Origin of the sequence: Sporomusa termitida (assembly GCF_007641255.1) — a bacterium.
In the GTDB taxonomy this organism is placed as follows: Bacteria; Bacillota; Negativicutes; order Sporomusales; family Sporomusaceae; genus Sporomusa; species Sporomusa termitida.
Genome location: NZ_CP036259.1, coordinates 2,964,385 through 2,988,088, shown reverse-complemented (window position 1 = coordinate 2,988,088; position 23,704 = coordinate 2,964,385). Strand labels below are relative to the sequence as shown.

Below are 23,704 nucleotides of genomic sequence, written 5' to 3'. Positions count from 1 at the left end.
GGAGGATAAGCGATGGCGCTCAAAACGTTGGCAATTATTGATTACGGCATGGGCAATCTGCATAGTGTGTCCAAAGCCTTTGCTAAATTGAATGATGAAACCGGCAGCGGCTATGAGATTGTTGTGACCAGCGATCCGGCGGTGATTGGCGGTGCGGTCAAGGTCGTGCTGCCCGGGGTAGGGGCATTTGGTGATTGTATGGCTAATCTCAACAGCTATGGCCTTATTAGCACTATTAAAGAAGTGGCCGGGCGGGATACGCCGTTTCTGGGAATTTGCCTGGGTTTACAGCTTTTGTTTGATGGCAGTGAAGAAGACCCGGGGGTGCCGGGGCTGGGAATTCTGCCGGGAATGGTGTGCAAGCTGAGGGCTCCCGGTTTAAAAATTCCTCATATGGGCTGGAACAGTCTGAACATGAAATCGCCCAGCCCGCTTTTGGCCGGCCTGCCGGCAGCCCCTTTTCTCTATTTTGTCCATAGCTATCATGCTGTACCCGGAGATGGCCGGCTGGTAACGGCTGTCGCCGAATATGGCGGTGAGGTTACGGCCGCGGTAGGCTGCGGCAATGTGCAGGCTGTGCAGTTTCATCCGGAAAAATCAAGCACTGCCGGCCTGAAAATCTTAGCCAATTTTTTAAGGGGTTGAAAATTCATGATTATCTATCCGGCAATTGATATCCGGGGCGGACGCTGTGTCCGTCTGACGGAAGGGCGTTTTGACCAGGAGACTGTGTTTGCCGATAACCCGGCGGCGATGGCGCTCAAATGGGCAGCAGCCGGGGCTGAGTATCTGCATGTTGTCGATCTGGATGGTGCGTTAGCCGGTAAACCGGTCAATCTTGAGGCTGTCCGGGCCATCGTTAAGGCTGTGCCCATCCCGGTGCAGCTCGGGGGCGGCATCAGGTCGCTGGCGATCATTGAGCAAGTGCTGGCGGCCGGCGTCAGCCGGGTGATTCTGGGTTCGGCTGCGGTCCGCAATCCCGGCTTGGTGCGGGAAGCCTGCCGGCAGTTCGGCAGCAAAATTGCGGTGGGGATTGATGCCCGGGACGGCCAGGCGGCGCTTGAGGGCTGGGAGGTTGACGGCGGGATTGGGGCCGAGGAGCTGGCTGTGAAAATGGCTGCGGCCGGTGTGGCCCGCATTATTTATACCGACATTGCCCGCGATGGTACGCTGCAGGGGGTTAATGTCGCGGCGACAGCGGCGCTGGCGGCAGCGGCCGGGATTCCGGTCATTGCTTCGGGCGGTGTTAAAAGCCTGGCGGATATTACGGCTCTGCAGGCGGCCAATCAGGCGCAGGGGATTGAGGGCGTTATTGTTGGCAAGGCCATTTATACCGGTGCCGTCGATCTGGCCGCGGCCATTCACCTGGCTAAGGAGGGGGCGGCATAATGTATACGAAACGGATTATTCCCTGTCTTGATGTGAAAGACGGGCGGGTGGTAAAAGGTACGAACTTTGTCGGCCTGCGGGATGCCGGTGATCCGGTGGAACTGGCAAAGGTTTATGATATCAGGCTTGCCGATGAATTGGTGTTCCTGGATATTACGGCTTCTTCTGATGAACGTACGACGATGGTGGATGTGGTGGAACGGGTGGCGGCCGAGGTGTTCATACCCTTTACGGTAGGCGGGGGCATTCGTACGGTGGAGGATATCCGGACGATGCTCAAAGCCGGGGCCGATAAGGTTTCCCTGAATACAGCCGCTGTAAAAAAGCCGGAGCTGCTGGCTGAAGGCGCCAAGCGGTTTGGCCGCCAGTGTATCGTACTGGCTGTTGATGCCAGACAGACTGTACCCGGCCAATGGGAGGTATACATTAACGGCGGCCGGACACCGACCGGGATGGATGTATTGGCCTGGGTGAAGCAGGCCACTGAACTGGGAGCCGGGGAGATCCTTTTAACAAGTATGGATAAAGACGGCACTAAGGATGGCTATGACATTCCCCTTACCAGGGCGGTGTCTGAGGCCGTCAATGTGCCTGTGATTGCTTCCGGCGGCGCCGGGGAGCTTGAACATTTTTATGAGGTATTGACAGCCGGCAGGGCCGATGCGGTACTGGCGGCGTCCGTATTCCACTATGGACAGTTTTCCGTTGGTCAGGTTAAAGAATTTTTAAAAGCCCGCGGGGTAGAGGTGAGATTATGAATGATGTCAACATAAAATATGATGACCAGGGGTTAGTACCGGCCATTGTTCAGGATGAAGCCAGCGGCACTGTGCTCATGCTGGCCTACATGAACGCCGAGGCGCTCCGCAAAACCAGGGAAACCGGTGTAACCTGGTTTTACAGCCGCAGCCGCCGGACACTCTGGCAGAAAGGCGAAACCTCCGGCCATGTGCAGGCTGTCAAAGAACTGTATTATGACTGTGACGCCGATACGATTCTGGTAAAAGTAATCCAGACAGGAAGCGCCTGCCATGAGGGAACCTTCTCCTGTTTTAGCCGCAGGCTGGATACAGGAGAAGGCCAGGCAGAAAAGCCGATTGCTCCGGACACTGTGTATAAAGAGCCGCTAGCCGGCATTTTATTTGAACTGTATCATATCATCAATGACCGCAAGCACAATCCTCAAGAAGGTTCTTATACCAATTACCTGTTTGCAAAAGGCCAGGATAAAATCCTGAAAAAGGTTGGGGAAGAAGCGGCCGAAACTATTATTGCCTCTAAGAATCATGATAAAGCCGAGATCCTGTATGAGATGGCAGATCTCTGGTATCATTGCCTGGTATTGCTGGCTAACCATAACATTGCTCCCAGTGAATTGCTGGAGGAACTGAAAAAACGCAGAAAATAGACAACACGCTGCATCCCAACAATCAGGATGCGGCGTGCTATTAGTTTGACGCAAAAAATGTTGACAGAATTGCCTGTCTCCGCTACGCTTTGTATATTGAGTCTGGAGGCGCGGCCTTTTTTACTATTGAGAACGCTGGAGGGAGAAAGTATTGAAGCTGTTACAGATGATAGGGCAAGGAATGCTTTTATGGATTGTCTACTGGCTGGGCAACCAAATAACTGCCACTACCGGTTTGCCTATTCCCGGTACCGTATTTGGAATGGTGCTGCTGTTTTTACTCTTACTGTCCGGCATTATCAAGCTTCGCTATATTCAGGATGCTGCCGACTTTTTGCTTAAGCATATGCTGTTTTTCTTTATACCCATAGCGGTAGGCCTAATGGACTGGGGAACTGTATTTTATGAGCATGGCCTGGTTTTGGCAGCAGCGCTGCTGGCCGGCGCGGTGTTACCCTTCTTTACCGTGGGGGGCCTGGCACAGTTGTTGCGCAAGGGGGATAAGTAATGCAAGCGGTCATTACCGTTGTTTCGATTCTTATTACGGTAGGGGTTTATCTTTTTAGCCGCTATTTATATTTCAGATATAATAATCCCTTGATTAATATAGTACTGTTGAGTACTTCTGTAATCATCGCGATCCTGATTATTTGCAAACTGCCTTATGCTGCTTATGTTCCGGCCAAAGACATCATGACTTTTTTGCTGGGACCGGCTACCGTTGCTCTGTCAGTACCGCTGTATCGCCACCGGCATTTATTGAAACAATATAGTTTGGCAATTGTTGTTGGTGTTGGCACCGGTACCATTGTGTCAATGGCGACGGTGTTATTTATTACGCAAGCTGGCGGTTTAGCACGGGATATCATTGTTTCCATCATTCCTAAGTCATCAACAATCCCCTTTGCCGTCGGGATTGCCCAACTGGCTGGCGGCAACCCGGCCCTGGCGGTGGCCTTTGTTGTTGCCACAGGCACTTTTGGCTCTGTGGCGGGACTCAGTTTGCTTACCTGGTTTAAGATCCATGACCCGGTTGCCCGGGGGTTGGCTATGGGGACGGTAGCCCATGGTCAGGGAACGGCGATGGCCCTCCTGGAGGGGGAACAAGCCGGGTCGATGGCCGGGGTGGCAATGGCTCTGGCCGGTGTGTTTACGGCCCTGGCAGCCCCTGTTCTCGTTACTCTGTTTGGTGGCTAAAGAAAGTAATTGCACAATTCTTATTTATTGTGTAAACTGTATATATATATATATATATACGTGAACGCTTAACGTGGGACGGTAAGGAGCGGTTTTATGAAAAGTCGCGAGAATTTGATACCTGTTTATTACCGGTTAGCCGAAGATATAAAGCAGCAAATTGAAGCAGGCGAGCTTAAAGATGGTGAATTGCTGCCAACGGAGGCCCAATTAGGGGAAAAGTATGGAATAAGCCGGATGACTGTACGGCAGGGGATCGCGCTGCTGGCGGAAGCCGGTTTGATTGATACCATTAAAGGCAAGGGCAGCTTTGTCACCCGGCCCCGGCTGAATCAGCTGATCATTGATCTGAAGAACAGCGGTGTTAATGATGAACAGTTACGTTATAAGCTGTTAAGTGTTAACCTGATCCGCAATAACCTGAAATTAGCCAGTGAATTGGGGTTTACCGGGCAGTCCAGTGTAATTACAGTCAAGCGCCTCCTGTTTAAAGGGGCTCAGCCTGTGGCGATTGAAGAAAAGTTTTTACGGTATCAAAAAGGCAAACCTCTGCTCGAAACGCAGCTGGAATATGCTGATTTTCCCGAATTGGTTGCCAAACATCAGGAAAGTGTGCCTGTCCGCAATGATACGGTTATATCGGTGGCGGCTTTGCTGCCGGAACAAGCCAGATTATTGGAGGCTGATGAAGTCCTGCCGGCGCTTGTTATTAAACAAGTCATTTATGCTAAGGGGGATAATCCACTGGGTGTTTCGATCATGATTTGCCATAAAGACCGGTTTGAATTAAAGGCAACCTCATATCCACTTTCAGGAAGGTTGTGAAACTATGTTAAAGACCCAGAAAATGCTTGTTGCCGCGATGTCCCGACTGGATGAAGCCATGGTCATTAATTTAGTCAAGCAAGGCCTGCAAATAGGAATTAGTCCGTATGTGCTGCTGGATGAGATCAGGGCCGGTACCGACCGGGTCGGCGAGCTGTACAGCAAAGGCGAGTATTTTTTATCAGATCTGATTATGGCTTCTGAGATTTTTAAAGATGTGCTGACCCTGGTCATTAAAGACCAGACTGTTATCCCGCGTTCTCTTTATCCTACGGTTATTTTCGGGACCGTGGAGGATGATATCCATGATATTGGCAAAAATATTACAACCGGCATTATGCGTTATAACGGTTTTGATATCTGTGACCTGGGGGTTGATGTGCCGGGACCCAAATTTGTTGAAGCTGTAAAACAGTACAACAGCCGGGTGGTATGTCTAACCGGGCTTGTTACCGAGGCCTTTGAGTCGATGAAGAAAACCATCATTCTGCTGGATGAGGCCGGTCTTCGTTCGCAGACAATCGTTATTATCGGCGGCTTAGTTAATGAAAGTGTAAGGAAATATACAGGCGCCGATTATTGGGCGACTGATTGCACTAAAGTTACAGAATTATGCCGCAATATTTTTGTGGCAAATCAGCGAATTATTCAGTCGTCGTAAAGGAAGGGGGATTGCATGGGGACGGCAATATTGGCCTGTCAGACCCTGCGGGATGAGCTTACACTGGCACTTAAAACCACCGGTGCCGGCTATCCGGTTTTTTATATTGAATCAGGGCTGCATAATACACCGGAATTATTGCATAAGCGAATTCAGGAAGAGATCAATCGCATTGATAATGTGGATACAATCTTATTAGTGTTTGGCTATTGCGGTAATAGTCTGCTTGATATAAAGTCAGATAAGGCCACACTGGTGCTGCCCAAGGTGGATGATTGCATTCCCTTGCTGTTAGGTTCCTGCGAAACGAGAAAAAATATATCAAAAGAAGCGGGCACCTATTTTTTAACCAAAGGCTGGCTGGATTATGAAAATAACCTGCTCCGTGAATATGAGCGCTGTGTTGAGCGTTACGGCCAGACTAAAGCCCTGAAAATCATGAAAATTATGATGGGTCACTATAAACGGTTTATGCTGATTGATACCGGCGCCTATGCCGTGGACAGCATCCTGGCCCAGACGCAAAACTTTGCTGAACAGCTTAACTTGTGTCATGAGGTGGTGCCAGGGTCGCTGCGTCTATTCCATAAGCTGCTGCAGGGTACCTGGGATGACGAGTTTTTGGTATTGGCTCCAGGGCAAGCCGTGACGATGCAGGATATTTGCCGGGACAGCAGTGGGCAGATCCGCTTTAATCAAACGACAGCTTTACAACTGTGCGGCAACAAATAATACAAATAGAATAAACGCCCGGAACCTCTGAGCGAGGTTCCGGGCGTTTATTTTATTTGTGTTAATAAGGCGCGGCTAATGGGCAGCCAGCCTTCGTAAGGCCGGTTTCTCTGTTGGTTTTATGTTATCAAACTCCTTGATAAAAAGCGGGATAACCGGATTGGGATTGCTTTTTTTCCAGATCAGGGCAATATTTCCGTAGGCATTAGGTCCGTTCATTGCCACCAGGGAGATGTTATGGCGCAACATTTGGCAAAAGACCGGATCAAAGCCCCAAAAGGAAATACCCAGCCCGGCCGTAACCTGCCAAAAGAGGGTTTCCACCCGAACCGGCTGGCTGACAATGTTCGGGGCAAAGCCGCGGGCATTACATTGTTGGGTAAACCACTCCAGGCCAATAGGAAAAGCCGCGGGGGACATAAGAATGAAACGTTCCTGCTTCAGCTCCGCCAGATCAAGCGAGTATCTGTTGGCATAAGGATGATGGCGGGGCAATAAGAAACACAGACGGGCGCGGCGGATTGTACAGGTTTCAAATTTTGAAGTAAATTCACTGCCTACGAACGTATCGAACCCGATATCCAGTTCCTGGCGTGCTAACGCTTCGTTGATCAAGGGGACAGGCATAACCTGGATATCAAGCTTGACATGGGGGTAAAGGGCGGTAAAGTGTTTCAGGATTTTGGGCAAAAAGACATGTTCGAGGCCCATGCAGCCGATACGCAGTGTTCCCCAAACCTCAAGCTGTGATTTGCGGGTTCTTTCGAAGACCTCGCTGATTCTGGTCAGGAGTGAACGGGACTCGGCAAACAAAGTGGCTCCCGGCGGGGTCAGACGGACCGAATGATGCGTGCGGACAAACAGCTGAACGCCCAATTGTTCCTCCAATTCGGCAATATGTTTACTTAACGTTGACTGGCTTATATAAAGCTGTTCAGCAGCCTTGGTGAAATTTAAATATTCAGCCACATAGATGAAGGAACGTAAATGCCTGATATCTTCCATTCTATCCTCTCCCCATCCAGGATAATCTGCTGTTGTGCCTGCTAGAAATTATATGTTCTAAATTTTCTGACTAGACTTATCATATCGCTTCCAGTACGTATTTTCAACAGAGGCTACAGGATATTGGTTATGATTTTTTGCACAACCATAAGTCGATTTTTGAATTTCACAGGGGTTTACCCTGCATGCTATCATGACTCCAGAAAGAATATTCTAAAAATTGATGCGAGGGGGGATATAAGGCGGTAAGCATTTGGCGTAAAGCTGTGGGGGGAATGTAATGACAAAGGATAGCATGACGGCTGAGGAGCGTCTGCAGGCTACAATTGATCTTAAGCCGGTAGACCGGATAGTATGTGCGCCGGAGACTGGCAATTACGCCGGACAATATGCTGGCATAACCAATAAAGAGTTTGTCTGGGAGTTTGCCACAAAAGGCCTGGCGGCGATTGAGAAACTCGCCGGCGACTATCCCCTGTGGGATTGCAGTGGTGATATTAACGGTATTACCAGCGGTTATGTCGCCGCAAGAGCCGGTATGGGGAAGATGAAGCTGCCAGGCCGGGAACTGCCGGACAATGCTCCCAGCCAGGTACTGGAAACAGAGGTTATGACCCGGGCTGACTATCAACTCGTTACAGACCAAGGGTATGGTGAATACCATATACATTTCCTGGAGCGGGCTAACGGCATCAGCCGGGCGGAAGTGCTGGCCGGCCTGGCTGAAGCAGGCCGGGTGCGGGCGGCAGAACTTGCTGCCATCCGGCAGCGGGGTCAGACGCCGCTGTATGGCGATCTGGGCGGCCTGGTCCCTTTTGACGCTTTTTCTCTAACCAGGTCAATTGAAAAATACTATAAAGACATGTTTCAGATTCCTGACCGGCTGGAAGAATTAATGCCTATTCTCGTTGACGCTTTTGTGGCAGGCGCGGAAAAAACAGTGGCCGCAACCGGTGTAAACCGGGTTTTTATCGGCGGCAGCCGGTCAGCCGGACAGTTTATCGCCAAGAAATATTTTGACAGACTGGTTTGGCCCTATTTTAAAGATTTAGTGGAACGATTAGTTGCCGGAAATATTGTGCCGGTCTTGCATTTTGATTGTGACTGGACCAAGAATTTAGAGTACTTCCTGGAATTGCCCCGGGGAAAATTCATTCTGGCCCTGGACGGGGCCACCGATATTTTTAAGGCCAAGGAGATATTAAAGGGCCATTGCGCCATACACGGCGACGTGCCGGCCGCATACCTTACGGTGGCCTCACCCGGCGAACTAGAGGAATACTGCAAAAAGCTGATTACTGTTGTCGGCAGGGGCGGCGGCTTTTTATATGCCTGTGGCTGTTGTATGCCAATGAATGCCAGGCATGAAAATGTAAAAATCTTTTTTGAGGCTGTGGCCAAGTACGGCTACTATTAAGCAAGAGAAGGTGTGAAAAGCATGAATCGAACGCTTCTGAAAGCGGTGGTATTATCGATTTCTCTGCTGCTGTTGGCAGCCACTGCTGTTTCGCCGGCCCTGGCCAATATCAGCGCGGCCTTTCCCGGGGTAAGTGCCCAGACCATTATGCTGCTGGTGGCACTACCCTCCATGACAATGGTGCTGGCGTCGCTGGTATTTGGCAAGCTGAGCGAGTATGTGAGCCGGCGGGGGCTTTTCCAGCTGGGTATGGTACTTTTTCTCACCGGCGGCATAAGTCCTTATTTTATGAACGATTTAACGTTGATTTTAGTCATGCGGGCTGTGCTGGGATTAAGCCTGGGCATCATCTTTCCCCTGTCCATTGTTCTCATCTCCGATTTCTTTGACGGTAATGAAAGAGACACCATCATGGGGCTGCAAAGTGTTGCTGTCAATCTTGGCGGGATCATTTTCGCCATGCTGGGTGGTTTGCTCTGTACGGTCGACTGGCATAATACCTTCCTCGCCTATGCGGTCGGGCTGGTGGTCTTCCTGTTTGTTTACGCGTACCTGCCCGAACCGGCCAGAGTCACAGCGGCTGCAGGCCCGGATAAGCCGACGATGAAGGCGCCCCTATCAGGCCAGGTGTATTTTACGGAATTCCTGGTGTTTATCTACAACCTGCTGATATTTGCCTTTTTTACGAATGTGGCGCTCCAGGTTGTCGGTGAAAACCTGGGCAATGCGGCCAGTGCCGGGTTAGCCCTGACCGTCTTTACCGGCGGCGGGCTGCTGGGGGGATTACTATTCGGCAAAACTATGCAAACCTTGAAAAGCTTTACCATCCCCCTGGGGTGGCTGATAACCGGTATCGGCATGTCACTTGTCGCCGGCGTGCATGATTTTAGAGTACTGTTGGCCGGGTGTTTAATCGGCGGTATTGGTTTTTCCACAACCTGCCCGGCCTTTTTTGTGGCCTTGTCGATACTGTCACCGCCGTCACGGGTTGCCTTTAGTATCGCATTGGCCTCAGCCCTGAGCGGTATTGGCCAGTTTGCCGCGCCGTTCGTGTTTGAATTAATTGCAGCTCCCTTTAATCAGGGTCCGGGGCGCTTTTATTTGTTGGTCAGTGCGATGGCGTTTTTGACTGTAGGGATGCTGCTGCTGTTGCAAAACTATGCACAACAGCCCAGGACAGCAGGCTTGAAAGGTTAGAATTTTTAAATACAAAGGGAGAGGTGGAATAGCGTGAAAACAGCACAACAATTACTGCAGGAGCGTACGGAGAGACTGAAAAAAACCATTCAATTTGAGAAAACCGACCGGACCCCGGTGATTCTGACCGGCGATGCTTTCTGCGCCCGCCATGTCGGCATGAAGCTGTCCGAGTTTTGCTCGAATATGAAAGCTTCCCATGAGGCGATTTTCAATTCCTTTAAAGATCTGGGCGATGTCGACGGCACCGGCGGCACCTTTGCCGCAGCGACAATGTTTCCGTTAATGTTTTACACCAGGATCAAACTGCCCGGCCGTGAGCTGCCTGACGACACGCCGTGGCAGCTTGACGAACAGGAAATGATGACTGTGGAAGACTATGACGTCATTTTGAATAAAGGCTGGAATGAGTTTAGTTATGATTACCTGAAAAACCGCTTAGGCGTTGATGTTGATTCCCTGGTGGCGCAGTTGGCTGATGTTCCTCAATTTGCCAGAAATTTTGAAGAGGCCGGTTATCTGGTTTATACCCCCAGCGCGTCGATTACGGTCAATGAATTTCTGGGCGGCGGCCGGTCGTTCCCCAAATTTATGAGAGACATATTTAAGATGCCGGACAAGGTAGAGGCTGTTTTGGATGTCATTCTGGCAGAGACGCTGATCGATTTCCGTCAGCAAATCCGGGCTTTGAAGCCGCTGGTGGTATTTATTTCACCCGCCCGGGGGGCCAGTGAGTTCTACTCTCCTAAGATTTGGGAGCGCTTTGTCTGGAAATATCTCAAGGCGGCGGCCGAGGTAATTATTGAGGAAGGAGCGGTGGCTGACCTGCATATTGACGGCAACTGGGAGCGGGACCTGGAATATTTTAAGACACTGCCCCGGCATAAATGTATCTTTGAGTCGGACGGCGCTACCAATATTTACAAAGTCCGGGAAATACTCGGTGGCCACATGGCCATAAAAGGGGATGTGCCGGCCGCGCTGTTGACGCTTGCCACCCCCGATGAGGTCTATGGCTATAGTACAAAATTAATTAAGGATATGGGAACAGGGTTTATTCTTGCTTCCGGCTGCACAATACCGCCAAACGCGAAAGTGGAAAATGTCAAAGCCATGGTGGCGGCTGCTACCGGTAAATAAGGCTGACGGTTATTATAGAGAGATAAAAAAGCAAGAAGTTAAAGGTGGGAAAAATATGAATAAGGACAGCTTAAAGAAAAAACTGTTGGCTACCCTGACGTTTGCCGCTTTAGCTGGTTTTACCGCCAGCGCGCTGGCGGCCGCTCCCAACCCTTTTGGTGATGTTCCTGCCAAGCATTGGGCCTATGAGGCAGTGAACAAGTTAAAACAGGAAGGCTTGATTGACGGTGACGGTACCGGCAGCTTCCAGGGTGAACGGACAGTTACCCGCTATGAGATGGCGCAGATGGTGGCGAGAGCCGTGTGGAATGCGGAAAAAGCCGGTGCGGAAGACAAAGCCCTGATTGACAAACTTGCAACTGAGTTTACCAATGAACTGAACAGCCTGGGCGTGCGGATGGAAGCCGTGGAAAAGAAGAGTGATAAATTAACTTTCAACGGTTTCCTTCACCTGTCAGAGCAGGTCTGGGATAACAGCGGCGATTTTAAAAACAGCACCGGCCTGACCGGCGACACCCCGCATCCCCGCGATGGCCATTATCCGGCACTGGGCATTGATTTGTACATTAATTACAAGGTCAATGATAAATGGCAGGTAAAAATTGAAGATGAAGCCGTCAGGGATTTCCGGAGCGGCGGCTATTGGTCAAACGGTGGTGCGGCCGATGGTTCCGTGAGCGCCAGCCAGCGTTATGGTCAGATGTATGCGGAGGGCCTTGTGGGCGCTACCACGGTTAAGGCCGGCAAATTTGATTATGGAGCTGCCTATGGCCTGATGGTGGCCCCGGGACGAAAAGGCGTGGAGGGTGTGCAGTTCGCTGTGGGCGAAAAATCGAAAACAATATTGACTTACGGGTATTTCAGACAGAGCTGGGCCGGCAATGCGACGAATCCGTACATTATTTCCTCCACAACCGATAACCGCTATGCGGCCCTGGAGTTTAATACAGCGCTGGCCGGGGATGCTAATGTTAAAGCTGCCTATCATCACCTAACCAGTGACGGTGCCGACGCCAAGGTCTTTGCCGATCGCATCAGGCTGTGGGAAATTGGTGCGGATAAGATTATTGCCAAAGATCTGCAATTATTTGCTGCTTTTGGGCAATCAAATGCGCCCAATCAGAACAAAGCCTACATAGCCGGTCTTAACTACAAACGGGCTGAGTTAACCAAACCCGGCTCTTATGGCCTTACGGCCCGGTATATCCGGGCGGAGGCAAAATCCTCAATCGCCCCTGATAATTATTGGGTTTCAAAGTATGACTGGGGGCTGGAAGGCCCTGAACTAAGCGGTATGGTAATGGTGGATAAAAATGTCGGCATCATGTTTTGGGCTTCATCCCTGAAAGCAACGGACGGTATTCATACCGGCAAATTAAATACTGTGAAAGCCGAACTGGACTTTTTCTTCTAAAGCGGCCGGCGAAGAAAAAGTGATTTAATTGAAAGAATAGTATAAAAATATTGACAGCGCAGGGGTTATCCGCTACTCTATATCTAGATATATATATAAGGGAGAAGATTGCCCCCGGCAGTCTTCTTTACCTGTTTACAGCATCTGTATAGTAAATTTTTTTGCATCATTGGCTATTGCGTCTAGGAGGTAAAATATGGTACCAATTTTTAGTGATTTAGTGCAGGCAGCGTTAGATTCCAAGGCTGACCATGCGGCGATTGCCGAAGTAGCCAAAATCAAATTTGTTGAGGATTTTAGAAAAGCCTGTGAGCAGAATGTATGCCGGAAATATAATACGAATTGGGTCTGTCCCCCTGCTGTCGGGCCGTTTGCCGAATTAAAAGCCCAGGCCTGCCAGTATAAATACGGGCTCTTGTTTCAAACTGTCCACCAAATGAAAAGCTCGTTTGACTGGAACGGCATGGTGGCGGCGAAAAAAATTCATGATGGGGTATTCAGAGAGCTGTTAGACCGGGTTAAGAAAGATTACAAGCTGCAAGGAATTCTGCCTTTAAATGCCGGTGCCTGTGAGTATTGTGAAAGATGCGCCTATCTGGATAATAAACCGTGCCGGTTTCCGGAGGAAGCGTTTGCCTCGGTGGAAGCCTATGGGATTGATGTCATCAACCTGGAAAAAACCTGTGGGATTCCTTATTACAATGGCAAGAACACCGTATCGTATGTCGGGCTTATACTGTTTAATCTGGCAGAGGAGCGTTAAGATGAACCGGCAGCAGGGGATGAAGTCTCTGATCATTACTTGCCGTACCATTCAGGCCGAGGTTGATAAGGTTATTCAACAAACAGACTGTGGTTTTCCCGTAATTTATCTGGAATCGGCTCTGCACAATGAACCGGATAAGCTGAGGGGGGTTCTGCAGGAGGTTTTGAACCGGGTCAGCAACGTAGACCAGGTCCTGGTAGTGATGGGCTATTGCGGCAATGCTATTTTAGGTCTTAAGCCGAAAGGGTTCAGGCTGATTATCCCCCGGGCCGACGACTGCATAACTATGCTGCTTGGCTCGCAGCAAAAACGGGCCGAAGTGCAAAGAACAATGCCAACCTATTTCTTGTCCAGCGGCTGGCTTACCAGCTGGGAACAAATGGAGAGAACCATATTTGAAGAATACGAGCGGACAATCAGGCGGTATGGCCGGGAAAAGGCGGATAAGATATTACGCGTTACCTTTAAGCACTATAAAAGAATAGGCTTAATTGATACAGGTGAATTTCCGCTGGCTGAACTGATGGCGAAAGCCCAGGTGCATGCCGACTTCCTGCAGCTAAAATGTGAGGTTATTCCCGGAACTCTGGATTACCTGCGTAAATTTTTGTCCGGCCCCTGGGATCAGGATTTTATCGTCATAAACCCGGGGGAGACCATTGCGATGGAGCATCTGTTTGGCAAACAGGCGGATTGCAGCCTGCCGCCCGGCACACCAGCCCCGAACGCATAAAACAGAAGCATGGACTCTGGCAGGTCCATGCTTCTTGCGGAATTTAAGTATAAGACAATCGTTATGTCAAGATTTTTTGCAGGCTATCTGCAATTAACGCTTAATTTAACACCTGCAGAACCTCCTGACTCCTGACGGTTCCAAAGCGGTGACTCAAGGGGTGGGGGAAAGATATCATTATCGCTGTCGCTACAGGGCGGCAGCCCCATACTATTTTGGAAAAACCGAATCGCACTTTTGGCTTTGTTAAGAAACAGGGGGATTGCCGGATTTCGATTTGTTCGTTTCCAGGATGCAACCATCTCAACCTGCGCATCATCGCCTTCCAGTTTAAGAAACCGAAGATTGGGACTGGCATAAGGTTTGGTGGTGAAATAGGGGAGAATGGCGATGCCTTCGCCAGACTCAACCAGCGTAAGTAAAATCTCGGTCAAAAAGGGACGTTCCACAAAGTTAGGGGTAAAGCCCCTGTTGACACATAGGCGCAAGGTAAAGTCATAAGGGCAGGGCGCAACCTCCCGATTAAGAACAACAAAAGGTTCCCGGGATACAACGGCTAAATCCAAGTGCGGCTCATTGGCCAACGGGTGGTCATTAGGCATTACAAAACACTCGACATCCCGGTAGAGTGTTTGCCAGACGACTTTGGGCGTGTTTTGCAAGGCAACCGACATCGTCAGGCCGATATCCACCTCACCCCGCTCTAATGCCAGGTTCAGACTGCCCCAATCAAATTGCGTTAATATTAATCTGATTTTCGGATAGGAGCTGCGAAAGTCTTTGACTAACTTAGGCAAATAGTGTTTCGTATGCGATTCTAAAAAACCGATTTTTATAGTACCGGCAAAACCGGAAGCGGTATGGCGGGCTTTTTTTATGGCTTCTTCTGAGGCGGCAATAATAAATTTTGCCTCTTTCAGAAAAACCTGACCGGCTTCTGTTATCTGGACGGAATGGGAATTTCTCGCAAACAGTTTGACATCAAGCTGCTTTTCTAAATCTGCAATTTGTAAACTTACTGCTGATTGGGTGAGATATAAGTGCCTGGCGGCTTCGGTAAAATTTAACCGCTCTGCGACACAGATGAATATTTCCAATTGCCGAATATCCATAAACTCCTCCTAAATTAAGAATATATGGAAAAATGTGAGAATATTGAGTAAATTATGCTGCAATGCCGACGTTTGCAATGGCGCAAAACAGTGAGTTGTGATGAACAGTTCTTGGGATTATTCTCTTCCTGTATTTATCTAATAATATTTAAAGCAAGAACTGTGCCAAGCAGTATTTAAACAATAAGCCTGCCTATTATTTCTTTTTGATGAATTTTATCATCACATTTTCCAGCTAAATGTTGTTGTTGGCTAGCGTTAGCTAAGCCACAGTCGATGAAAAAATGCATCGAATATGATGCATTTTTTCATCGTTGATTTTAGGCGCAGGCAGGGGACTGCTTACTCAATCAGGTGCGGCACCTTCGCTCTTGCCGCCCAGGCTGAATATACGCATCACGCGGCTGTTCCATGAGCATACTAAAGAATACTGAAATTGCAGGGACGCCCACGGGGGGAAGACCGGGCCGCCATTTAGGCCGGGCGGGTTGCCGTCTTCGTTTACATTGGCGGTCTGGTGCTGCCGGCTCTTTAGTCGCTGCCGGCGGTGTCACGGGTGCAGCTTTACAGCTCTGGCCCAAGCCGGTTATGCAGCATTGCAGCCCATTTTAGAAAAGGGCATTTTTTGATTTTCTCTATTATAGCATAAAAGTATTGTTTTTTTTTATTGCTGCAATGAGAAAAGTGAATTTCCATCTGAATCTATTACGGTTTATTATAATATATATATTGCTGCTTACTGTTTGCATGCAGATAATAGAAATTTTGAGGTCAGTGTCATTAACTAACATGTTAGGGGGAGCAAAACATGAAAATACCGCAAGAATTGCTGCAGGAACGCAAAGAGCGAATACGAAAAGCGGTAGCACTGGAAAAAACGGATCGAACGCCGGTCGTTACCCTGGCTGATGGTTTTTGTGCCACACATATGGGGGTTAAGCTATCTGATTTTTGTTCAAGCTTAAAAGCTTCCAACAAAGTAATGGTGGAATCCATAAAAGACCTGGGCGATATAGACGGGTTTGATTCGGCGTTTGCGGCCGCCCTTCTGTTCCCTTTAGGATTTATGACCAATATTAAGCTGCCGGGGCGGGATTTGGCTGACGATGTGGTATGGCAGCTAGATGAAAAAGAGGTCATGACAGTTGAGGATTACGACACCATTTTAAATAAGGGCTGGACCCCTTTTATGCAGGAGTATGTGGTTAACCGGCTTAATGTGCAGTTTGATTCGATTATGGCGGAACTGGCAGATACCCCGCAAATGGTAAAAAACTTTGAAGATGCCGGTTATGTGGTGTATTCCCCGCTTGTTATCAATCTGGTTAATGAGCTGCTTAGCGGCGGGCGTTCCATGCCTAAATTCATTCAGGACCTGTATAAGCGGGCCGATAAGGTCGAGGCTGTGCTGGATGTCATCCAAGCCGAGGTTCTGGTTAATATGCGCCAACAGATCCGCGCGACCAATTCCACATATGTATTCATATCGCCGGCCCGGGGCGCGAGCGAATTCTTTTCGCGGAAGCTGTGGGAACGGTTCGTCTGGAAATATTTAAAACAGGTAGCTGACGTAATTATCGAAGAAGGGGCGGTCATTAATTTCCATATTGATTCCAACTGGGAACGTGATTTAGAATACTTTAAGGATTTTCCGGTCGGTAAATGCGTGTTTGAAACAGACGGAGCCACCAATATTTACAAAATAAAGGAGGTTCTCGGCAGCCGGATGTGTATTAAGGGGGATGTGCCGGCAGCCCTGTTTACCCTGGGAACACCGGACGATGTATATAATTACAGTACAAAATTGATCAAGGATATGGGGCCAGGCTTTATTCTGGCATCAGGCTGCGCCGTACCGGTAAACGCGAAAGTGGAAAATGTCAAGGCCATGATTGCGGCTGCAACCGGCAAATAATCGCTGAGAATTTTATTTATAAATCGGTGCAATAAGGAGAATCAATTTCCCAAGCGGTAATTTTTCCGGTATCATATTAACTGAAAGATAAAACTACTGTTGCGAGGTGGAACAAATGACAGCAAAAAAAGATGTTATGACAGCAGAAGAAAGACTTGTGGCCACAATCAACCTTGAGCCGGTGGACCGGGTGGTATGTGCCCCCATGATTGACCAGTATGCGGGTCAGTTTGCCGGTATTACCAATAAAGAGTTTATGTGGGACTGGGAAAAATGCATGAATGCGATTGATAAGGTTTATGAGGCCTTTCCGGTCTGGGATAGCAACCCTTTCATTATGTGTGAGCGTTATGCCCCGCTGATGAAGAAGGTCGGCCTTATGCGGACCAAGATGCCTGGCACCGAGCTGCCGGACAATGCCTCTTTCCAGATGCACGAGGTCGAGATTACAACGCAGGCTGATTATGACCTGCTGATAGAAAAAGGCCTGCTGGCGTATGTGACAAAATTCAACGAGGTTGCTTTTGGCACAAACCCCGAGGAAATGCTGCAGGCGATGATCGAGAAAGGTAAATTGCTTGCCGATGAAAACCAGCGTACAGCCCGCCGCGGGCAGAGTTCCACCTGGGGAATTCTCGGCGGGTCGGCGCCTGATGTTTTATCAATGACCCGCTCTATGGAGTGCTTTTTCAAAGATATGTTTAGAATCCCCGATAAAGTATATCAGGCACTGGAGGTTACCACCGACGATATGATCAGCATCCTGGCAGCCCAGGCCGATCAAATCGGTATCAGGCGTACTTTTATCGGTGATTCCCGCAGCAGTGCCCAATGGATATCCCTGAAAAGATTCGAAAAATTATTGCTGCCAATTATGAAACGCCTGGTCAACGGCTTGGCTGAGAAGGATATTGTCCCCATACTCCATTGTGATTCAGACTGGACCAAAAACCTCGAATATTTCTTAGAGCTGCCTGCCAAAAAATTCGTTTTGCAGCTTGATGGCGATACCGATATTTTTAAGGCCAAAGAAATATTGGGCGGCCATTGTGCCATTATGGGGGATGTGCCGGCGGCATTGCTGACGATAGGCTCGGTTGCTGATGTCGACGCCTACGCCAAGAAACTGATTACCGTCGTGGGCAAAGACGGTGGCTTTATCTATTCCTCAGGCTGCTGCGTCCCTATGAACGCAAAAAACGAGAACATGAAAGCTTACTTCGATGCAGTGGAAAAGTACGGACGCTATAATTGATTCCATGGGATGGGCTTTTTGGCTATAACCTTATCTGCCGCTACTGAGAATTAATTAATGTTGCCATTGTAATAAATTATCCCGTGATCACAATGAGCACGGGATAATTTTATTTGCTATTAAAAATAAAGTACAATATTAGGGGGCAAGTGATTGAACTGGTTTCGAAATTTAGCAGTGAAAGAAAAATTTGCTGTCTTAGTCGCTGTTGTATTGGCGTGCCAGCTGGCAGCAGGAGCTTTTGCCATCTATTATCTGACGAAGCTCGCGCAGGACACCGACGAAATTCACCGCCAGATGGGAAAGACGGTGGTAGCTGGCGATATTGCCTTCCGGGGGCAGCAGGTAACGGCGCTGATGCTGGAGCTGACGACTACGGCCGATCAGGCCCGGGCGCAAGAGGATTTCCGGAAACTCGATGAATTACTGCAGGAGAATATAGCGGTCCTTGAGACTTTTAGCCAGCAGCCGCTGAGCCCAGGCGAACAGGAACGGCTGGCCGGCGGGATGCAGGTGATACAAGAGGCGGCGGCGCCGCTCACAAAAACCATGCAATTGGCTGCAGCAGGGACAAGGCAGGAAGCCTATACTGAGTTTATTCAGAATGTGGCCGGGCGTTTTGATAAGATTAATGCCAGTTTTAGGGACTTAGCAGCCTACTCCGCGCAAGAGGCCGAGAAGACGCTGCATAATTCCGCCCAAAGCCGGCAGGCCTCATACCTGTCCCTGGCCGTCATTCTGATAATTGCCCTGATTTTGACCGGCTGTATAGCCTGGTACACTGCGGGGGTAATTATTACTCCGTTGCGGCTGCTGGTTGCGCAGACGCAGGCAGTTGCGGCTGGAAACCTGACTGGCAGAAAATTGGCATTGGGTTCGAAGGATGAGATCGGCCGGTTATCCACTGAGTTCGATGTGATGGTGGAAAACCTGAGCAGGCTGGTTAAGCATATAAAAATGGCCTCAGCCCAGATGGTAGCCTCATCAGAAGAATTAACGGCCGGTGCTGAACAATCATCCCAGGCCGTGAACCAGGTGGCAGGTGCAATCACAGAGGTTGCCGCCGGGGCGGCAGCCCAGGTTAAGGGCATTCATGCGGCCAACAATGTTGTCGAAAGTATGGCGGCCAGTATTAAGCAGATCGCCGCAAATGCCAGCGGCGTGGCCACAATGGCGGAACAGACCGCCAATGCCGCCGCCGCCGGCGATAATGCCATTGCGACGGCAATCAGGCAAATGGCCAGTGTGGAAACCGTAGTTGGCGACTCGGCCCGGGTAGTCTCGGCGCTGGGCGAGCAGTCGCAGGAAATTGGCCAAATCGTCGATGCAATTGCCAGTATTGCCGGTCAGACCAACCTGCTGGCGCTCAATGCCGCTATTGAAGCGGCCCGCGCCGGCGAACAGGGGCGCGGCTTCGCTGTTGTGGCCGAAGAAGTACGCAAGCTGGCTGAGCAGTCGCAGGCGGCGGCCAAGCAGATAGCCACGCTCATTGGCAAAATTCAGAGTGATACAGACCGGGCTGTTGCGACCATGTCGACAGGCAACCGGGAGGTGCAGCTGGGAACTGAAGTTGTAAACACAGCGGGCACAGCCTTTAGTCAGATTCAGGCGCTGATCAGCCAGGTATCAGCGCAGGTCCAGGGAATTTCCGGCGCTATCCAGCAAGTGGCTGCCAGCAGTCAGGAAATTGTCATAGCCGTAAAAGAAATTGACGGGCGCAGTAAGGACTCGGCAGCACAAACCGAGACCGTTTCTGCCGCTACCGAGGAACAATCCGCCTCAATGGCAGAAATTGCCGCTTCGAGTCAGGCATTAGCAAAAATAGCGGAAGAACTGCAACTGTCAATTCAGCAGTTCAAAGTGTAGGTTTTATGTCGTATTACCGGTAAATGCGCTCCCGGCCCGGCTATATGTTAGCCGGGCCGGGAGCGTTGTGCTTCAGTGCGGGCCAAGGGTATTATTTTCTGTTATTGCTGCAATGAGGAATGTGAATTTCCATAAAAATAGATTTCCGTTTATTATAAATATAGATTCATACCATGCATAGGCCTGCAGGAATGCGGCAAATGCTTGAGACCTGCAAATGGCTTAATATTGCAGAAAATTGAAAAAACATTTACAAAAGAAAGGAGGAACCGCACATTTTTGCAACCAAAGTAATCATCTTTTTTATTCGGGCTTAAGTTAAAAAGCAGGAAGGCGGAATGGAAGAAATACCGGCAATTCCCTCATTACCAGCAGCTTTTTTGCAATCTTCCGCTTGATGTATGAAGGAGGACAAATAATGAAGTTGGGAATTTTGCTCGCGGTGTTGGCCTTTGAATTCTTATGCATCATCGTCGTTGGCTGGTACCTGAACAAGCAAGAGAACAAACAGGATGGTTTTCTGCTGGCCGGCCGGAGCCTCAACTGGCAGCTGTTATCGATAACGCTGGCCCTGAGTATTTTAGGGACACCCCATATTTACGGCATGTTTGAGATGGCCTGGTTTATGGGGGCGGCAAGTTTATGGTTTGGCTTTGGCTGTTCCATTTTGCTGGTCGTTGTTTGCGTTTTTACCGGCAGGTGGGTCAGGCGGCTGAATGTATCATCGATGCCGGAGCTGATGCACATGCTGTTTGGTGAAAAAATGCGCCTCATTCTCCCGTCGGTCATGATCCCGATTATCTGGGCGGTAATGACCCTGGAGTTACAAGGTATGGGGATATCCTTTGCCTTGATGACCGGGGTTACTGTTGAACAGGGGGTGTACCTGGGAGCTATTCTGGGGGTATTGTATGTATGCCTGTCCGGGTTGAACCAGGTTGTGTGGCTTAATATCATTAACGCGGTGATTAAATATGTGGGGCTTGCTGTGGCCACGATCCTGCTGACCAAAAGGCTGCCGTTAGGCTGGGAAGGTGTGTCCCAGTACTTCATTGATCAGGGGCAGCCCTGGATGCTGAGTATTTGGGGTACGCCCCAGATTCTGATTTCCTTTGGGATGAGCACGGTAATCGCCATTCTTGTCAACCACAGCCTGGGCCAGCAGCTCATGCAGCCCTGCATGGCTGCTAAGAATGACCGGGTTGTGGCCAATTCCATGTGGATGGCCGTTATTGTAAACGGCATGCTGGCTGTCTTCACTATCGCCATGGGCCTGGCCGCCAAGAGCATTCCGGAATTTCATGCCCTGGGACCCAAAATGGCGGCCATAGCGATGCTGCTGGAATATTTGCCGAACTTTGCCATTGCTTTGGTGCTGGCAGCCTTCTTTGGCTCGATGTTGTCCGGCTTTTCCATTATCGCCCTGGTTACCTCCACCTTGTTCACCAAAGACATCTTTGCGTATACGAGCAACAAATGCATGTCACCGACAGAAGAGAATCGGGTTGCCCGGATTACCATTATTGTCTTTTGCCTACTGGCAACGATTGTGGCGCCAATCCTGCCGCCGATAGTGACGGCGATAAACTGGCTCTTCTCCTGGCCGGCCCCCATCATGGTCATGTGCCTGATCGGCCTGTTCTGGAAGCGGTCAACTACGGCCGCCATTACCACCATGTTTGCTGCCTGGATTGTTAACATGCTATGGTCGTTTACCAGCTTGCCTGCTGCTATCGGCCTGGAAATGCTGACAACTGCCAATGTATATGCGACTCTCAGTGTGTCTATTGTTGTCGGTGTGCTGATGACAGCCTTCTGTGAGGGAAAACCGGGGATATTTAAATTGTCGGAACCGGCGTTGACACAGGAAAAGGATGAGGCGGCGCAAGCGTAAGCAAAGTTAGCGGGATGATAGTAAAGGGGAGGAATTTGCATGCTTTTCTGGGACTTGTTCCTTGCCAATATGGGAGTTATGATTTTTGTCTGCTTTGTCGGACAATGTGTCATTTGGTATCAAAATCGAAGCTAAGGAGGATTCTTTATGAATAGCGGCCCGTTACTGGAGACTAGCTGGATGGCTTCCATTGTGGTGATGATGCTGATATTTGGGGCAATCACTGCTTATCGGTCTTTTAAGAAGAATTAAGTCTGTTTAATATGCCAGCCGATAAACCATAAATGTGTGCATAAAAAATCTATAGACAAACAGTAAAGGGTGGGAGACTAATGAAAAAAAGTTTAATTGTAGCAGCAGCATCGGCAACGCTTTGTTTTGCCAACGTGGCTCTGGCGGCGACTGATCAATTTAGTGATGTCCCGGCAAAACACTGGGCCTATGATGCAGTGAGCAAATTGGCGCAAGCGGGTATCGTCAGCGGCTATGATGATGGCTCATTCCAGGGCGAACGGACACTTACCCGGTATCAAATGGCCGAGATTGTCGCTAATGCCATGACCAAAACGGATAAGGCTACGGCTGAGAATAAAGCGCTGATTGACAAACTGTCGGCTGAATTTGCCGATGAGCTCAGGGCGCTCGGCAAACGCGTTGATGCAGTGGAAAAGAAGCAAGGCCCGCTTACCATTGACGGCTTTGCCCAGTATCGTTATGAATACACCAAGAACCCCCGGCTGATCGCGGAGGATTTAGGACTTGCGGCTCCGGGCGCCGCGGGCAGAGCCGATGACAAGAGTGCTTCCCGTACCCTGCTCTGGCTGAATATTGCCAACGAGTTTGACGGCGACACCTACTTCCATGGTATTCTGGGCGTGGAGACCCTGGGCGGCAGAACCAATGTTACCTCATTGCAGGCCTGGGAAGCGAACTTTAATAAGAAAATCGGCGCCCATGCCGAGGTGGGCCTGGGCCGTTTCTTCCCCAGCCTCGGTTTCGGCACAATTAGCGGAGCCCCCTACATGGACGGCGGCAAGCTCTCTTTCGGCAAAGCGGTTAAAGTAAACTTCTATTCTGTCCGGTTAGGAGACCGTTCGGAGATAACTACTTCCAATCCCAGCGGCATCTTCGCCCACCGGACGTATAATCTCGGCGATGTAAAATTCAGCCTGGATCAGAATACGGACATGGCGGTGTCATTCGCTCAGGACAAACACAAGGAAATGTACAATTCGGCTGCGGTTGGCCTGAAGTACAAAGGGATATCGGATGTTGTCCTTGACGGTGAATGGGGCCGGAATACGGCGGACTTTGCGAAAACAGCAAACGGTGGTTCGGCCCCTGAGGCGTACTTCATCCGGGCGAAATATAAGGGGGCTAATCCTTTCGTGGTGGGGTCAACCGGCTATTCTGTCCAGTATAAGTACGCAGAACCGGGCTTTGACGCGCTGGCGTTCGCTAGTCCGTTCGCCTGGAATGCACCCTTGAACTATACCACTGTGGCTTTGGGAGGGATAGCAGATAACCTTAAAGGTTTTGAAGTTGGTTTTGAGGCTACCCTGGCCAAACGCACCATTTTCAACATGCGTTATGACAAATTGGACCGGGTGAAGGCTTCGGCCCAGTCACTGGCCACTCATGATGACCAAAGCTTCTTTACAGCGCAGGTTACCTATATTTTCTAATATTGAACCTTATTGCCGGCGGTCATAGCAAATTAAAAGGAATTTTAATGAATTATCCCGTGTTCACTAGGAGCACGGGATAATTCATTATCT

The 23,704-nt window shown here is 49.6% G+C and carries 22 protein-coding genes; 20 read left to right on the top strand and 2 right to left on the bottom strand.

Going from position 1 to position 23,704, the window contains the following annotated elements; all coding sequences use genetic code 11:
• Positions 1-12: 12 nt before the first annotated feature.
• From hisH to SPTER_RS14080, 9 genes are all read left to right on the top strand, one after another.
• Positions 13-645, top strand: coding sequence for an imidazole glycerol phosphate synthase subunit HisH (gene hisH, locus SPTER_RS14120; RefSeq protein ID WP_144350980.1), 633 nt, complete (start codon positions 13-15; stop codon positions 643-645).
• Between the two features lie 6 nt (positions 646-651).
• Positions 652-1,389, top strand: a complete 738-nt coding sequence (hisA, locus tag SPTER_RS14115; protein WP_144350979.1) for a 1-(5-phosphoribosyl)-5-[(5-phosphoribosylamino)methylideneamino]imidazole-4-carboxamide isomerase — start codon at positions 652-654, stop codon at positions 1,387-1,389.
• Positions 1,389-2,147 (top strand): imidazole glycerol phosphate synthase subunit HisF, encoded by a 759-nt coding sequence (hisF, locus tag SPTER_RS14110; RefSeq protein WP_144350978.1) that lies wholly within the window; start codon positions 1,389-1,391, stop codon positions 2,145-2,147. Before hisA ends, hisF begins: the two co-directional genes overlap by 1 nt.
• Positions 2,144-2,797 carry a bifunctional phosphoribosyl-AMP cyclohydrolase/phosphoribosyl-ATP diphosphatase HisIE gene (hisIE, locus tag SPTER_RS14105; RefSeq protein WP_144350977.1) on the top strand — a complete coding sequence of 218 codons (654 nt, stop codon included), beginning with the start codon at positions 2,144-2,146 and terminating at the stop codon, positions 2,795-2,797. Before hisF ends, hisIE begins: the two co-directional genes overlap by 4 nt.
• A gap of 151 nt (positions 2,798-2,948) precedes the next feature.
• Complete coding sequence (locus SPTER_RS14100; protein ID WP_211367285.1) at positions 2,949-3,305, top strand: CidA/LrgA family protein; 357 nt, start codon at positions 2,949-2,951, stop codon at positions 3,303-3,305.
• Complete coding sequence (locus tag SPTER_RS14095) at positions 3,305-3,994, top strand: LrgB family protein (protein WP_144350976.1); 690 nt, start codon at positions 3,305-3,307, stop codon at positions 3,992-3,994. The genes SPTER_RS14100 and SPTER_RS14095 overlap by 1 nt, the downstream gene beginning before the upstream one ends.
• Positions 3,995-4,090: 96 nt before the next feature.
• A complete protein-coding gene (locus tag SPTER_RS14090) occupies positions 4,091-4,819 on the top strand; it encodes a GntR family transcriptional regulator (protein ID WP_144350975.1) in 729 nt (242 codons plus the stop codon).
• 4 nt (positions 4,820-4,823) lie between these two features.
• Positions 4,824-5,480, top strand: coding sequence for a cobalamin B12-binding domain-containing protein (locus SPTER_RS14085; RefSeq protein WP_144350974.1), 657 nt, complete (start codon positions 4,824-4,826; stop codon positions 5,478-5,480).
• 15 nt (positions 5,481-5,495) lie between these two features.
• Positions 5,496-6,212, top strand: coding sequence for a DUF1638 domain-containing protein (locus SPTER_RS14080; RefSeq protein WP_144350973.1), 717 nt, complete (start codon positions 5,496-5,498; stop codon positions 6,210-6,212).
• Between the two features lie 75 nt (positions 6,213-6,287).
• Here SPTER_RS14080 and SPTER_RS14075 read toward each other — a convergent pair whose 3' ends face one another.
• Positions 6,288-7,217: a LysR family transcriptional regulator gene (locus tag SPTER_RS14075; RefSeq protein ID WP_144350972.1), complete on the bottom strand. Its 930-nt coding sequence runs from the start codon at positions 7,215-7,217 to the stop codon at positions 6,288-6,290.
• A gap of 280 nt (positions 7,218-7,497) precedes the next feature.
• On the opposite strand from SPTER_RS14075, the gene SPTER_RS14070 reads away from it, so the two are divergent.
• The 6 genes from SPTER_RS14070 (at position 7,498) to SPTER_RS14045 (ending at position 13,884) form a co-directional block, all read left to right on the top strand.
• Positions 7,498-8,634, top strand: a complete 1,137-nt coding sequence (locus SPTER_RS14070; RefSeq protein WP_170233282.1) for a uroporphyrinogen decarboxylase family protein — start codon at positions 7,498-7,500, stop codon at positions 8,632-8,634.
• Positions 8,635-8,655: 21 nt separating this feature from the next.
• Positions 8,656-9,831 carry an MFS transporter gene (locus SPTER_RS14065; RefSeq protein ID WP_144350971.1) on the top strand — a complete coding sequence of 392 codons (1,176 nt, stop codon included), beginning with the start codon at positions 8,656-8,658 and terminating at the stop codon, positions 9,829-9,831.
• Between the two features lie 33 nt (positions 9,832-9,864).
• Entirely contained in the window at positions 9,865-10,971 is a 1,107-nt protein-coding gene (locus tag SPTER_RS14060; protein WP_144350970.1) for a uroporphyrinogen decarboxylase family protein, read from the top strand.
• A 55-nt stretch (positions 10,972-11,026) separates the two neighbouring features.
• Positions 11,027-12,385 (top strand): S-layer homology domain-containing protein, encoded by a 1,359-nt coding sequence (locus SPTER_RS14055; protein WP_170233281.1) that lies wholly within the window; start codon positions 11,027-11,029, stop codon positions 12,383-12,385.
• Positions 12,386-12,581: 196 nt separating this feature from the next.
• The gene (locus tag SPTER_RS14050) at positions 12,582-13,148 is read left to right on the top strand and encodes a DUF2284 domain-containing protein (RefSeq protein WP_144350968.1); all 567 of its coding nucleotides are present in this window, start codon (positions 12,582-12,584) and stop codon (positions 13,146-13,148) included.
• Position 13,149: 1 nt separating this feature from the next.
• On the top strand, positions 13,150-13,884 hold the full coding sequence (locus tag SPTER_RS14045) for a DUF1638 domain-containing protein (protein WP_170233280.1): 735 nt from the start codon (positions 13,150-13,152) through the stop codon (positions 13,882-13,884).
• Between the two features lie 83 nt (positions 13,885-13,967).
• On the opposite strand, the gene SPTER_RS14040 is transcribed toward SPTER_RS14045, so the two are convergent.
• On the bottom strand, positions 13,968-14,996 hold the full coding sequence (locus SPTER_RS14040) for a LysR family transcriptional regulator (protein WP_144350966.1): 1,029 nt from the start codon (positions 14,994-14,996) through the stop codon (positions 13,968-13,970).
• Positions 14,997-15,804: 808 nt separating this feature from the next.
• Here SPTER_RS14040 and SPTER_RS14035 point away from each other — a divergent pair.
• The 5 genes from SPTER_RS14035 (at position 15,805) to SPTER_RS14015 (ending at position 23,611) form a co-directional block, all read left to right on the top strand.
• Positions 15,805-16,911, top strand: coding sequence for a uroporphyrinogen decarboxylase family protein (locus SPTER_RS14035; protein ID WP_144350965.1), 1,107 nt, complete (start codon positions 15,805-15,807; stop codon positions 16,909-16,911).
• 115 nt (positions 16,912-17,026) lie between these two features.
• Positions 17,027-18,166, top strand: coding sequence for a uroporphyrinogen decarboxylase family protein (locus tag SPTER_RS14030; RefSeq protein ID WP_144350964.1), 1,140 nt, complete (start codon positions 17,027-17,029; stop codon positions 18,164-18,166).
• Between the two features lie 153 nt (positions 18,167-18,319).
• Positions 18,320-20,032 (top strand): methyl-accepting chemotaxis protein, encoded by a 1,713-nt coding sequence (locus tag SPTER_RS14025; RefSeq protein ID WP_144350963.1) that lies wholly within the window; start codon positions 18,320-18,322, stop codon positions 20,030-20,032.
• 418 nt (positions 20,033-20,450) lie between these two features.
• Positions 20,451-21,926 (top strand): sodium:solute symporter family protein, encoded by a 1,476-nt coding sequence (locus SPTER_RS14020; protein ID WP_170233279.1) that lies wholly within the window; start codon positions 20,451-20,453, stop codon positions 21,924-21,926.
• Positions 21,927-22,258: 332 nt separating this feature from the next.
• Positions 22,259-23,611 (top strand): S-layer homology domain-containing protein, encoded by a 1,353-nt coding sequence (locus SPTER_RS14015; RefSeq protein WP_144350961.1) that lies wholly within the window; start codon positions 22,259-22,261, stop codon positions 23,609-23,611.
• Positions 23,612-23,704 lie beyond the last annotated feature (93 nt).

Bases quoted from the DNA above. Each gene is read 5' to 3' on its own strand.
- hisH (WP_144350980.1), top strand. From the start codon at position 13: ATGGCGCTCAAAACGTTGGCAATTATTGATTACGGCATGGGCAATCTG.
- hisA (WP_144350979.1), top strand. From the start codon at position 652: ATGATTATCTATCCGGCAATTGATATCCGGGGCGGACGCTGTGTCCGT.
- hisF (WP_144350978.1), top strand. From the start codon at position 1,389: ATGTATACGAAACGGATTATTCCCTGTCTTGATGTGAAAGACGGGCGG.
- hisIE (WP_144350977.1), top strand. From the start codon at position 2,144: ATGAATGATGTCAACATAAAATATGATGACCAGGGGTTAGTACCGGCC.
- SPTER_RS14095 (WP_144350976.1), top strand. From the start codon at position 3,305: ATGCAAGCGGTCATTACCGTTGTTTCGATTCTTATTACGGTAGGGGTT.
- SPTER_RS14090 (WP_144350975.1), top strand. From the start codon at position 4,091: ATGAAAAGTCGCGAGAATTTGATACCTGTTTATTACCGGTTAGCCGAA.
- SPTER_RS14085 (WP_144350974.1), top strand. From the start codon at position 4,824: ATGTTAAAGACCCAGAAAATGCTTGTTGCCGCGATGTCCCGACTGGAT.
- SPTER_RS14080 (WP_144350973.1), top strand. From the start codon at position 5,496: ATGGGGACGGCAATATTGGCCTGTCAGACCCTGCGGGATGAGCTTACA.
- SPTER_RS14075 (WP_144350972.1), bottom strand. From the start codon at position 7,217: ATGGAAGATATCAGGCATTTACGTTCCTTCATCTATGTGGCTGAATAT.
- SPTER_RS14070 (WP_170233282.1), top strand. From the start codon at position 7,498: ATGACAAAGGATAGCATGACGGCTGAGGAGCGTCTGCAGGCTACAATT.
- SPTER_RS14065 (WP_144350971.1), top strand. From the start codon at position 8,656: ATGAATCGAACGCTTCTGAAAGCGGTGGTATTATCGATTTCTCTGCTG.
- SPTER_RS14055 (WP_170233281.1), top strand. From the start codon at position 11,027: ATGAATAAGGACAGCTTAAAGAAAAAACTGTTGGCTACCCTGACGTTT.
- SPTER_RS14050 (WP_144350968.1), top strand. From the start codon at position 12,582: ATGGTACCAATTTTTAGTGATTTAGTGCAGGCAGCGTTAGATTCCAAG.
- SPTER_RS14045 (WP_170233280.1), top strand. From the start codon at position 13,150: ATGAACCGGCAGCAGGGGATGAAGTCTCTGATCATTACTTGCCGTACC.
- SPTER_RS14040 (WP_144350966.1), bottom strand. From the start codon at position 14,996: ATGGATATTCGGCAATTGGAAATATTCATCTGTGTCGCAGAGCGGTTA.
- SPTER_RS14035 (WP_144350965.1), top strand. From the start codon at position 15,805: ATGAAAATACCGCAAGAATTGCTGCAGGAACGCAAAGAGCGAATACGA.
- SPTER_RS14030 (WP_144350964.1), top strand. From the start codon at position 17,027: ATGACAGCAAAAAAAGATGTTATGACAGCAGAAGAAAGACTTGTGGCC.
- SPTER_RS14020 (WP_170233279.1), top strand. From the start codon at position 20,451: ATGAAGTTGGGAATTTTGCTCGCGGTGTTGGCCTTTGAATTCTTATGC.
- SPTER_RS14015 (WP_144350961.1), top strand. From the start codon at position 22,259: ATGAAAAAAAGTTTAATTGTAGCAGCAGCATCGGCAACGCTTTGTTTT.